This is a genomic window from Cellulomonas sp. (genome assembly GCF_965229465.1).
Taxonomy (GTDB): Bacteria; Actinomycetota; Actinomycetes; order Actinomycetales; family Cellulomonadaceae; genus Cellulomonas.
In genome coordinates, this window is the sequence record NZ_OZ245882.1 from 769,969 (window position 1) to 778,928 (window position 8,960).

General features: G+C 67.8%; 19 protein-coding genes. All 19 read right to left on the minus strand.

The genetic code is table 11. The features are described 5' to 3' along the window. Position 1 precedes the first annotated feature (1 nt). The 19 genes from rpmD to rplC all read right to left on the minus strand — a co-directional run bounded on the left by rpmD (position 2) and on the right by rplC (position 8,948). Positions 2-184 (minus strand): 50S ribosomal protein L30, encoded by a 183-nt coding sequence (rpmD, locus tag ACO06A_RS03620; protein ID WP_028045050.1) that lies wholly within the window; start codon positions 182-184, stop codon positions 2-4. Next, positions 184-852, minus strand: a complete 669-nt coding sequence (gene rpsE, locus ACO06A_RS03625) for a 30S ribosomal protein S5 (protein ID WP_056088942.1) — start codon at positions 850-852, stop codon at positions 184-186. The genes rpmD and rpsE overlap by 1 nt, the downstream gene beginning before the upstream one ends. Positions 853-889: 37 nt before the next feature. Continuing rightward, positions 890-1,261 carry a 50S ribosomal protein L18 gene (rplR, locus tag ACO06A_RS03630; protein WP_421734717.1) on the minus strand — a complete coding sequence of 124 codons (372 nt, stop codon included), beginning with the start codon at positions 1,259-1,261 and terminating at the stop codon, positions 890-892. Positions 1,262-1,263: 2 nt separating this feature from the next. Beyond that, positions 1,264-1,803: a 50S ribosomal protein L6 gene (rplF, locus tag ACO06A_RS03635; protein ID WP_175348011.1), complete on the minus strand. Its 540-nt coding sequence runs from the start codon at positions 1,801-1,803 to the stop codon at positions 1,264-1,266. A 24-nt stretch (positions 1,804-1,827) separates the two neighbouring features. Further along, positions 1,828-2,226, minus strand: coding sequence for a 30S ribosomal protein S8 (gene rpsH, locus ACO06A_RS03640; RefSeq protein WP_055912171.1), 399 nt, complete (start codon positions 2,224-2,226; stop codon positions 1,828-1,830). A gap of 89 nt (positions 2,227-2,315) precedes the next feature. Further along, positions 2,316-2,501 (minus strand): type Z 30S ribosomal protein S14, encoded by a 186-nt coding sequence (locus ACO06A_RS03645; RefSeq protein WP_028045055.1) that lies wholly within the window; start codon positions 2,499-2,501, stop codon positions 2,316-2,318. Between the two features lie 2 nt (positions 2,502-2,503). After that, positions 2,504-3,076 carry a 50S ribosomal protein L5 gene (gene rplE, locus ACO06A_RS03650; RefSeq protein ID WP_175348010.1) on the minus strand — a complete coding sequence of 191 codons (573 nt, stop codon included), beginning with the start codon at positions 3,074-3,076 and terminating at the stop codon, positions 2,504-2,506. Beyond that, complete coding sequence (gene rplX, locus ACO06A_RS03655) at positions 3,076-3,417, minus strand: 50S ribosomal protein L24 (RefSeq protein ID WP_175348009.1); 342 nt, start codon at positions 3,415-3,417, stop codon at positions 3,076-3,078. Before rplX ends, rplE begins: the two co-directional genes overlap by 1 nt. A 2-nt stretch (positions 3,418-3,419) precedes the next feature. Next, positions 3,420-3,788, minus strand: coding sequence for a 50S ribosomal protein L14 (rplN, locus tag ACO06A_RS03660; RefSeq protein WP_028045058.1), 369 nt, complete (start codon positions 3,786-3,788; stop codon positions 3,420-3,422). 138 nt (positions 3,789-3,926) lie between these two features. Next, positions 3,927-4,220 carry a 30S ribosomal protein S17 gene (gene rpsQ, locus ACO06A_RS03665; protein ID WP_175348008.1) on the minus strand — a complete coding sequence of 98 codons (294 nt, stop codon included), beginning with the start codon at positions 4,218-4,220 and terminating at the stop codon, positions 3,927-3,929. Positions 4,221-4,225: 5 nt separating this feature from the next. Then, complete coding sequence (rpmC, locus tag ACO06A_RS03670) at positions 4,226-4,465, minus strand: 50S ribosomal protein L29 (RefSeq protein WP_055912162.1); 240 nt, start codon at positions 4,463-4,465, stop codon at positions 4,226-4,228. Continuing rightward, on the minus strand, positions 4,465-4,881 hold the full coding sequence (rplP, locus tag ACO06A_RS03675) for a 50S ribosomal protein L16 (RefSeq protein ID WP_055912160.1): 417 nt from the start codon (positions 4,879-4,881) through the stop codon (positions 4,465-4,467). The genes rpmC and rplP overlap by 1 nt, the downstream gene beginning before the upstream one ends. 2 nt (positions 4,882-4,883) lie before the next feature. Continuing rightward, on the minus strand, positions 4,884-5,726 hold the full coding sequence (rpsC, locus tag ACO06A_RS03680) for a 30S ribosomal protein S3 (protein WP_175348007.1): 843 nt from the start codon (positions 5,724-5,726) through the stop codon (positions 4,884-4,886). Then, the gene (gene rplV, locus ACO06A_RS03685; protein WP_421734718.1) at positions 5,726-6,106 is read right to left on the minus strand and encodes a 50S ribosomal protein L22; all 381 of its coding nucleotides are present in this window, start codon (positions 6,104-6,106) and stop codon (positions 5,726-5,728) included. Before rplV ends, rpsC begins: the two co-directional genes overlap by 1 nt. A gap of 57 nt (positions 6,107-6,163) precedes the next feature. Next, the gene (gene rpsS, locus ACO06A_RS03690) at positions 6,164-6,445 is read right to left on the minus strand and encodes a 30S ribosomal protein S19 (RefSeq protein ID WP_055912154.1); all 282 of its coding nucleotides are present in this window, start codon (positions 6,443-6,445) and stop codon (positions 6,164-6,166) included. 12 nt (positions 6,446-6,457) lie between these two features. Further along, the gene (gene rplB, locus ACO06A_RS03695; protein ID WP_055912153.1) at positions 6,458-7,297 is read right to left on the minus strand and encodes a 50S ribosomal protein L2; all 840 of its coding nucleotides are present in this window, start codon (positions 7,295-7,297) and stop codon (positions 6,458-6,460) included. A gap of 18 nt (positions 7,298-7,315) precedes the next feature. Further along, the gene (gene rplW / locus ACO06A_RS03700; RefSeq protein WP_056088917.1) at positions 7,316-7,618 is read right to left on the minus strand and encodes a 50S ribosomal protein L23; all 303 of its coding nucleotides are present in this window, start codon (positions 7,616-7,618) and stop codon (positions 7,316-7,318) included. Next, a complete protein-coding gene (rplD, locus tag ACO06A_RS03705; RefSeq protein WP_421734719.1) occupies positions 7,615-8,286 on the minus strand; it encodes a 50S ribosomal protein L4 in 672 nt (223 codons plus the stop codon). Before rplD ends, rplW begins: the two co-directional genes overlap by 4 nt. Before the next feature lie 2 nt (positions 8,287-8,288). After that, a complete protein-coding gene (gene rplC / locus ACO06A_RS03710; protein WP_421734720.1) occupies positions 8,289-8,948 on the minus strand; it encodes a 50S ribosomal protein L3 in 660 nt (219 codons plus the stop codon). Between the last annotated feature and the right edge of the window lie 12 nt (positions 8,949-8,960).

The window sequence follows — 8,960 nt, forward strand, 5'->3', positions numbered from 1 at the left end:
GTCACTCCACCTCTTCGACCGCGACAAGGTGCGTCACCGTCTTGACCATGCCGCGGATCTCAGGACGGTCCTCCTTGACGACGACGTCGCCGATCCGCTTGAGGCCGAGGGTGCGCAGAGTGTCGCGCTGGTTCTGCTTACCGCCGATGCCAGACCGCGTCTGGGTCACCTTGAGTCGAGCCATCACGCACCTGCCTTCGAGCCCGCCGCTGCGGCCAGGCCAGCAGCCTGGGCACGGAGGAGGGCAGCGGGGACGACGTGCTCGACCGGGAGCCCGCGGCGCGCGGCCACGGCCTCGGGACGCTCGAGACCCTTGAGGGCCGCGACCGTGGCGTGCACGATGTTGATCGCGTTCGACGAGCCGAGCGACTTGCTCAGCACGTCGTGGATGCCGGCGCACTCGAGCACGGCGCGCACCGGGCCACCGGCGATGACGCCGGTACCCGGGGACGCCGGACGCAGGAAGACGACACCGGCAGCGGCCTCACCCTGGATGGGGTGCGGGATGGTGCCCTGGATGCGCGGGACCTTGAAGAAGTTCTTCTTGGCCTCCTCGACGCCCTTGGCGATCGCCGCGGGCACCTCCTTGGCCTTCCCGTAGCCGACACCCACGGTGCCGTCGCCGTCGCCGACCACGACGAGCGCGGTGAAGCTGAAGCGGCGGCCACCCTTGACGACCTTGGCCACGCGGTTGATCGTCACGACGCGCTCGAGGAACGCGCTCTTCTCTGCGGCGTCGCGTCCGCGACCGCCGCCACCGTCGCGGCCGCGACCGCCGTCGCGGCGGTCACCGCCGCCGGTGCCGGTGCCGCCCGCGGGCGCCCCGGTGTTGCTGCGCTGAGGAGCAGCCATCAGTGAGTCCTCTTCTTCATGTCGCAGTTCGTCGTCGTCACAGCTTCAGACCGCCCTCGCGAGCGCCGTCGGCCACCGCGGCAACACGGCCGTGGTACTTGTTGCCGCCGCGGTCGAAGACCACAGCGTCAAGGCCGGCAGCCTTCGCACGCTCGGCGATGAGCTCGCCGACCTTGCGGGCCTTGGCGGTCTTGTCGTCGTTCGAGCTGCGCAGGTCGGCCTCGAGGGTCGATGCGGAGACGAGCGTCTGACCGATGCCGTCGTCCACGACCTGCGCCGAGATGTGCCGGGCGGACCGGGTCACGACGAGACGGGGACGAACGGCGGAGCCGGCGACCTTCTTGCGAAGGCGCAGGTGACGGCGCTGGCGGGCAACACGCTTGCCCTTGCCGAGGATCTTGAGAGCCATGATTACTTACCGGCCTTTCCGACCTTGCGGCGCACGTTCTCGCCCGCGTACCGGACGCCCTTGCCCTTGTACGGCTCGGGCTTACGGATCTTGCGGATGTTCGCGGCGACCTCGCCGACCTGCTGCTTGTCGATGCCCTGCACCGAGAAGCGGGTGGGCGCCTCCACGACGAAGGTGATGCCCTCCGGCGGGTTGACCGTGACCGAGTGGCTGAAGCCGAGCGCGAACTCGAGGTCCGAGCCCTTCGCGGTCACGCGGTAACCGGTGCCGACGATCTCGAGCTTCTTGATGTAGCCCTCCGTCACACCGATGACCAGGTTGGCCAGCAGCGTGCGGGTGAGGCCGTGCAGCGAACGCGAGGCGCGCTCGTCGTCGGGGCGGGTGACCACGAGGGCACCTGCCTCGTCGCGCTCCACCACGATGGGGGCGGCGACCGTGTGCGTCAGGGTGCCCTTGGGGCCCTTGACCGTCACGACGGCACCGTTGATGTCGACATCCACGCCGGTGGGGACCGGGACGGGGACTCTGCCGATTCGGGACATGGCTAGCTCCTTTCCGTCTCGGACTTACCAGACGTAGGCGAGGACTTCCCCACCCACGCCCTTCTTGGCGGCCTGCTTGTCGGTGAGGAGACCGGAGGACGTGGACAGGATCGCCACGCCCAGGCCGCCGAGCACCTTGGGCAGGTTGGTGGACTTGGCGTACACGCGCAGGCCCGGCTTGGACACGCGCTTGACGCCGGCGAGCGCACGCTCGCGGTTGGGGCCGTACTTGAGCTCGATGATGAGGTTCTTGCCGACGACGGCGTCCTCAACCTTCCAGCCCGTGATGTAGCCCTCCGCCTGGAGGATCTCCGCGATGTGCGACTTCAGCTTCGAGAACGGGATCAGCACGGTGTCGTGGTGAGCCGAGTTCGCGTTACGCAGCCGCGTGAGCAGGTCTGCGATGGGGTCGGTCATGGTCATGGGGCTTCCGCCCTTCCTCGCCGGGGTATCCCGCCCTCGAGAGAGCGGGACCTACCGACGTTCGTGTTGCTGGGTTGTGCTGGAGTGAGTTACCAGCTGCTCTTGGTGACGCCGGGGAGCTCGCCGCGGTGGGCCATCTCGCGCACGCAGATCCGGCACAGGCCGAACTTGCGGTACACCGAGTGGGGCCGGCCGCAACGCTGGCAGCGCGTGTAGCCACGCACTGCGAACTTCGGCTTGGCAGCAGCCTTGTTCTTGAGGGCAGTCTTCGCCATGGTCAGATCTCCTTGAACGGGAAGCCGAGGTGCTTGAGGAAAGCGCGACCCTCGTCATCCGTGTCGGCCGTCGTGACGACCGTGATGTCCATGCCGCGGACCCGATCGATCTTGTCCTGGTCGATCTCGTGGAACACGGACTGCTCCACGAGGCCGAAGGTGTAGTTGCCGTGACCGTCGAACTGCTGCGGCGAGAGGCCACGGAAGTCACGGATGCGCGGCAGCGCGGTGGAGAGCAGGCGGTCCAGGAACTCCCAGGCACGGTCGCCCCGCAGGGTGACGTGGGCGCCGATGGGCATTCCCTCACGCAGCTTGAACTGCGCGATCGACTTGCGAGCCTTGGTGACCTGCGGCTTCTGGCCCGTGATCAGGGTCAGGTCGCGGATCGCGCCCTCGATGAGCTTGGAGTCCTTGGCGGCCTCGCCGACGCCCATGTTCACGACGACCTTCACCAGGCGTGCGACCTGGTTGATGTTCTCGTGCGAGAACTGCTCGAAGAGAGCGGTCTTGATCTCGTCGTTGTACTTGGACTTCAGACGCGGGAGCGCCGGAGCCGTGAGAGTCGTCTCGGTCATCAGATGTCCTTACCGGAGCGCTTGGCGACGCGGACCCGAACGGTGCGGGTACGGCCGTCGCGCTCGACCTGCTCGGTGCGGTAGCCGACCCGGGTGCCCTTCTTGGTCTCCGGGTCCACGAGCATCACGTTGCTGATGTGGATGGGCGCCTCGATCGTCTCGATGCCGCCGGTGCGCGTGCCGCGCTGCGTCTGGCCGGCCTTCACGTGCTTCTGCACGCGCTGGACGCCTTCGACGACGATCCGCTGCGACTCGACGAGAACCTCGAGGACGCGACCGGTGCTGCCCTTGTCGCGGCCCGAGATGACGAGGACGAGGTCGCCCTTCTTGATCTTGGCCATGGTCAGAGCACCTCCGGTGCCAGCGAGATGATCTTCATGAACTTCTTGTCGCGCAGCTCGCGGCCCACCGGGCCGAAGATGCGCGTGCCACGGGGCTCGCCGTCGGCCTTGAGGATCACGGCCGCGTTCTCGTCGAACTTGATGTAGGAACCGTCCGGACGGCGGCGCTCCTTGCGGGTGCGCACGATGACAGCCTTGACGACGTCGCCCTTCTTGACGTTGCCGCCGGGGATGGCGTCCTTGACGGTGGCGACGATGACGTCACCGATGCCTGCGTAGCGACGGCCGGAGCCGCCGAGCACACGGATGCAAAGGATCTCCTTCGCACCAGTGTTGTCGGCGACACGAAGTCGCGACTCCTGCTGGATCATTACCTGCTCCTGTCGTCTGGCGGGTTCTCGGGCGGGCCCGAGCCTGGCCGAACGGGTAGTTGCCGTGATGCACACGTTGCGCCGGGTGGTGTCGAGGACGTCCACCCGGCGCCCGTGGGCAACTGGGGATGATGCTGGTTACTTGGCCTTCTCGAGGACCTCGACCAGGCGCCACCGCTTGGTGGCGCTCAGCGGCCGGGTCTCCATGATGAGCACGAGGTCGCCCACGCCCGCCGAGCTGAGCTCGTCGTGCGCCTTGACCTTGCTCGTCCGCCGGATGACCTTGCCGTAGAGCGGGTGCTTGACCCGGTCCTCGACCTCGACCACGACGGTCTTCTCCATCTTGTCGCTGACCACGTAGCCGCGCCGCGTCTTGCGGTCGCCACGCTTCTCAGCGAGAGCTGTTGTCTTGTCGTTCTTCTCGTCGCTCATCAGTCTCACTCGCTCGCGCTCGGGGCGGTACGGATGCCGAGCTCGCGCTCACGCAGGATCGTGTAGATCCGCGCGATGTCGCGGCGAACGGCCTTGAGACGCCCGTGGCTCTCGAGCTGGCCGGTCGCCGACTGGAAGCGGAGGTTGAACAGCTCCTCCTTGGACTTCTTCAGCTCGGCGACAAGCTTCTCGTCGTCGAAGGTGTCCAGCTCGCTGGGAGCCAGTTCCTTGGTGCCGATAGTCATCAGTTACCACCCTCGCGAACCACGAAACGTGTCTTCATCGGGAGCTTGTGCTGCGCGCGGCGCATGGCCTCGCGAGCCAGGGGCTCCGGGACGCCGGCGAGCTCGAAGAGAACTCGGCCGGGCTTGACGTTGGCGATCCACCACTCGGGCGAACCCTTGCCGGAACCCATGCGGGTCTCGGCAGGCTTCTTGGTGAGGGGACGGTCCGGGTAGATGTTGATCCAGACCTTCCCTCCACGCTTGATGTGGCGGGTCATGGCGATACGAGCAGCCTCGATCTGCCGGTTGGTGACGTAGGCGGGCTCGAGAGCCTGGATGCCGTACTCACCGAAGGAGATCGCGGTACCACCGGTCGCGGCGCCGGAGCGCCCCGGGTGGTGCTGCTTGCGGTGCTTCAGCCTGCGCGGGATCAGCACGGTCAGGCCTCCGTTCCACTGTCGGGGGTCGTCGCTGCCGGAGCAGCGGCGGCCTCAGGAGCGGCTGCCTCAGGGGCGTCAGAACGCTCACGACGAGGAGCACCTGCGCGCGGACCGCGGTCCGAACGCTCGCCACCGGGGCGGTCCGTCCGCGGGCCACGAGCCGGCCGCGAGGGCTGGGTCGCCTGCTCGCGAGCAAACTCCTTCTCGGTCATGTCGCCCTTGTAGACCCACACCTTGACGCCGATGCGCCCGAAGGTGGTGCGAGCCTCGAAGAAGCCGTAGTCGATGTTCGCGCGGAGCGTGTGCAGGGGCACACGGCCCTCGCGGTAGAACTCCGTGCGGCTCATCTCCGCGCCACCGAGGCGGCCGGAGACCTGCACGCGGATGCCCTTGGCACCGGCACGCTGGGCCGACTGGATGCCCTTGCGCATGGCGCGACGGAACGACACGCGGCTCGCCAGCTGCTCGGCGATGCCCTGGGCGACCAGCTGGGCCTCGATCTCGGCGTTCTTGACCTCGAGGATGTTCAGCTGGACCTGCTTGCCCGTGAGCTTCTCGAGCTCGCCGCGGATGCGGTCGGCCTCCGCGCCACGACGCCCGATGACGATGCCCGGGCGGGCGGTGTGGATGTCGACGCGAACGCGGTCACGCGTGCGCTCGATCTCGACCTTGGCGATGCCGGCACGCTCGAGACCCGTGGCCATGAGCTTGCGGATCTTGACGTCCTCGCCCACGTAGTCGCGGTAGCGCTGACCCGGCTTGGTCGAGTCGGCGAACCAGCGCGACCGGTGGTCGGTGGTGATGCCCAGGCGGTACCCGAGCGGGTTGACTTTCTGTCCCACTATCGGGCCCGTCCCTTCGTCTCGCGCCGGCCTTCACGTTCCGTGACGACCACCGTGATGTGACTTGTCCTTTTCAGGATCTGGCTTGCCCGACCCTGCGCCCGCGGACGGAACCGCTTGAGCGTCGGACCCTCGTCGACGAACACCTCGGAGATGTAGAGGTCCGCCTCGTCGAGACGCTCGTTGCTGCGCTTGGCAGCCTCACGAGCGTTCGCGATCGCGCTCTCCACAACCTTGAGCACCGTCTCCCCCGCGGCCTGCGGTGCGAACTTCAGCACCGCCACAGCCTCGCCGGCCTGCTTGCCACGGATGAGGTCCACGACGCGCCGGGCCTTCTGGGGCGTGACGCGGACGAACCGCGCCTTCGCCTTGGCTTCCATTGCTGTCCTGCCTTCTTGTCTCTGCCGGTTAAGGGCGTCGCCTGGCTGACCCGGGGGTCAGCGGCGACGACCCTTCCGGTCGTCCTTCTCGTGGCCGCGGAACGTCCGCGTCGGAGCGAACTCGCCGAGCTTGTGCCCGACCATCGCCTCCGTCACGAACACCGGGGTGTGCTTGCGTCCGTCGTGCACAGCGAACGTGTGGCCGAGGAAGTCCGGCGTGATGACCGAACGGCGCGACCACGTCTTGATGACGTTCTTCGTGCCGGCGGTGTTCTGGACGTCGACCTTCTTCTGCAGGTGACCGTCGACGAACGGGCCCTTCTTCAGGCTACGTGGCATCTCAGGCTCCTATCAGCGCTTGTTCTTGCCGGTGCGCCGACGGCGCACGATGAGCTTGTCGCTCGGCTTGTTCGGACGGCGGGTACGGCCCTCGGCCTGGCCCCACGGGCTGACGGGGTGACGTCCACCGGACGTCTTGCCCTCGCCACCACCGTGCGGGTGGTCGATCGGGTTCATGGCGACACCACGGACGGTCGGGCGCTTGCCCTTCCAGCGCATGCGGCCGGCCTTGCCCCAGTTGATGTTCGACTGCTCGGCGTTGCCCACCTCGCCGACCGTGGCGCGGCAGCGCAGGTCGACGTTGCGGATCTCACCGGACGGCATACGCAGCTGGGCGTAGGGACCGTCCTTGGCGACGAGCTGCACGGACGCACCAGCCGAGCGGGCGATCTTCGCGCCGCCGCCGGGCCGAAGCTCGATGGCGTGGATGACCGTACCGGTCGGGATGTTGCGCAGCGGCAGGTTGTTGCCGGGCTTGATGTCGGCGCCGGGGCCGTTCTCGATGCGGTCACCCTGCGACAGCTTGTTCGGCGCGATGATGTAGCGCTTCTCGCCGTCCGCGTAGTGCAGGAGCGCGATGCGGGCGGTGCGGTTGGGGTCGTACTCGATGTGAGCGACCTTGGCCGGCACGCCGTCCTTGTCATGGCGACGGAAGTCGATGACGCGGTACGCACGCTTGTGACCGCCACCCTGGTGGCGCGTGGTGATGCGACCCGTGGAGTTGCGGCCGCCCGTCTTGTGGAGGGGACGGACGAGCGACTTCTCCGGAGTGGAGCGCGTGATCTCGACGAAGTCGGCGACGCTGGAGCCGCGACGGCCCGGCGTGGTCGGCTTGTACTTACGGATTCCCATGAGTTCTCAGTCCTTCGCTCAGCCGACCGGACCGCCGAAGATGTCGATCGTTCCCTCGCGGAGGGTGACGATCGCACGCTTCGTGTCCTTGCGGCGGCCGATGCCGAAACGGGTCCGACGGGCCTTGCCCTGCCGGTTCGCGGTGTTGACCGAGTCGACCTTGACGCCGAAGACCTGCTCGACGGCAATCTTGATCTCGGTCTTGTTGGCCCGCGGGTCGACGAGGAACGTGTACTTGCCCTCGTCGAGCAGGCCGTAGCTCTTCTCGGAGACGACCGGCGCGATCAGGATGTCGCGCGGGTTCTTGCCGATGTCGGTCACTTCGTCTCCTCCTCGGTCACGGCGGAGGAGCCCTTGACGGGACCCGCCAGGAACGCGTCGAGCGCGCCCTGCGTGAACACGACGTCGTCCGAGATCAGGACGTCGTAGGTGTTGAGCTGGTCCGAGACCAGCAGGTGCACCCGCTCGACGTTCCGCAGCGACTTCCACGTGATCTCGTCCTGACGCTCGACCACCACGAGGACGTGCTTGCGCCCCGACAGGTTGTCGAGCACGGCGAGCGCGGACTTGGTCGACGGCGCGGTGCCCGGGGCGAAGCCCGAGACGACGTGCACGCGACCGGCACGAGCGCGGTCCGAGAGAGCACCGCGGAGCGCCGCGGCCTTCATCTTCTTGGGGGTGCGCTGCGAGTAGTCACGCGGGGTGGGGCCGTGGACGACGCCACCACCGGCGAACTGCGGAGCACGCGTCGAACCCTGACGGGCGCGGCCGGTGCCCTTCTGCTTGTACGGCTTGCGCCCACCACCGCGCACCTCGCCACGAGACTTCGTGTCGTGGGTGCCCTGGCGTGCCGCCGCGAGCTGCGCGACGACGACCTGGTGGATCAGCGGGATGTTGGTCTGCACGTCGAAGACGTCCGCGGGCAGGTCGGCGGAGCCGGCCTTGTTGCCCTCGGCGTCGACCACGTCGACAGTCAGCGTGTCACTCATGGTCACGCCCCCTTCACAGCGGAACGCACGACCACGACGCCACCCTTGGGGCCGGGAACGGCACCCTTGACGAGGATGAATCCCCGCTCGACGTCGACGGCGTGCACGGTCAGGTTCTGGGTGGTCTGGCGGTCCACGCCCATGCGACCGGCCATCTTGATGCCCTTGAACACGCGCGACGGCGTCGAAGCGCCACCGATCGAGCCGGGCTTGCGGTGGTTGCGGTGCGCACCGTGCGAGGCGCCGACGCCGTGGAAGCCGTGACGCTTCATGACACCGGCGGTGCCCTTGCCCTTGGTGGTGCCGATGACGTCCACGAGCGAGCCGGCCTCGAAGAGGGCGGCCGTGAGCTCCTGGCCGAGCGTGAACTCGGAGGCGTTCGGCGTACGGATCTCGGCCACGTGCCGGCGGGGGGTGACCCCGGCCTTCTCGAAGTGGCCCTTGAGCGGCTTGGTGACCTTGCGCGGGTCGATCTGGCCGTGGGCCAGCTGGATCGCGGCGTAGCCGTCAGCGTCGGCGGAGCGCACCTGGGTCACGACGTTCGTACCGACAGCGACGACGGTGACCGGGACGAGACGACCGTTGTCGTCCCACACCTGGGTCATGCCGAGCTTCGTGCCGATCAAGGCCGTGACGGGGCGCTCGTTCTGCTGGGTAACCATGGAAATCAGTTC

Bases quoted from the DNA above. Each gene is read 5' to 3' on its own strand.
- rplX (WP_175348009.1), bottom strand. From the start codon at position 3,417: ATGGCCAAGATCAAGAAGGGCGACCTCGTCCTCGTCATCTCGGGCCGC.
- rpmD (WP_028045050.1), bottom strand. From the start codon at position 184: ATGGCTCGACTCAAGGTGACCCAGACGCGGTCTGGCATCGGCGGTAAG.
- ACO06A_RS03645 (WP_028045055.1), bottom strand. From the start codon at position 2,501: ATGGCGAAGACTGCCCTCAAGAACAAGGCTGCTGCCAAGCCGAAGTTC.
- rpsE (WP_056088942.1), bottom strand. From the start codon at position 852: ATGGCTGCTCCTCAGCGCAGCAACACCGGGGCGCCCGCGGGCGGCACC.
- rplF (WP_175348011.1), bottom strand. From the start codon at position 1,803: ATGTCCCGAATCGGCAGAGTCCCCGTCCCGGTCCCCACCGGCGTGGAT.
- rpmC (WP_055912162.1), bottom strand. From the start codon at position 4,465: ATGACTATCGGCACCAAGGAACTGGCTCCCAGCGAGCTGGACACCTTC.
- rplE (WP_175348010.1), bottom strand. From the start codon at position 3,076: ATGACCGAGACGACTCTCACGGCTCCGGCGCTCCCGCGTCTGAAGTCC.
- rplD (WP_421734719.1), bottom strand. From the start codon at position 8,286: ATGAGTGACACGCTGACTGTCGACGTGGTCGACGCCGAGGGCAACAAG.
- rpsQ (WP_175348008.1), bottom strand. From the start codon at position 4,220: ATGAGCGACGAGAAGAACGACAAGACAACAGCTCTCGCTGAGAAGCGT.
- rplC (WP_421734720.1), bottom strand. From the start codon at position 8,948: ATGGTTACCCAGCAGAACGAGCGCCCCGTCACGGCCTTGATCGGCACG.
- rplN (WP_028045058.1), bottom strand. From the start codon at position 3,788: ATGATCCAGCAGGAGTCGCGACTTCGTGTCGCCGACAACACTGGTGCG.
- rpsH (WP_055912171.1), bottom strand. From the start codon at position 2,226: ATGACCATGACCGACCCCATCGCAGACCTGCTCACGCGGCTGCGTAAC.
- rplV (WP_421734718.1), bottom strand. From the start codon at position 6,106: ATGGAAGCCAAGGCGAAGGCGCGGTTCGTCCGCGTCACGCCCCAGAAG.
- rplR (WP_421734717.1), bottom strand. From the start codon at position 1,261: ATGGCTCTCAAGATCCTCGGCAAGGGCAAGCGTGTTGCCCGCCAGCGC.
- rplB (WP_055912153.1), bottom strand. From the start codon at position 7,297: ATGGGAATCCGTAAGTACAAGCCGACCACGCCGGGCCGTCGCGGCTCC.
- rpsS (WP_055912154.1), bottom strand. From the start codon at position 6,445: ATGCCACGTAGCCTGAAGAAGGGCCCGTTCGTCGACGGTCACCTGCAG.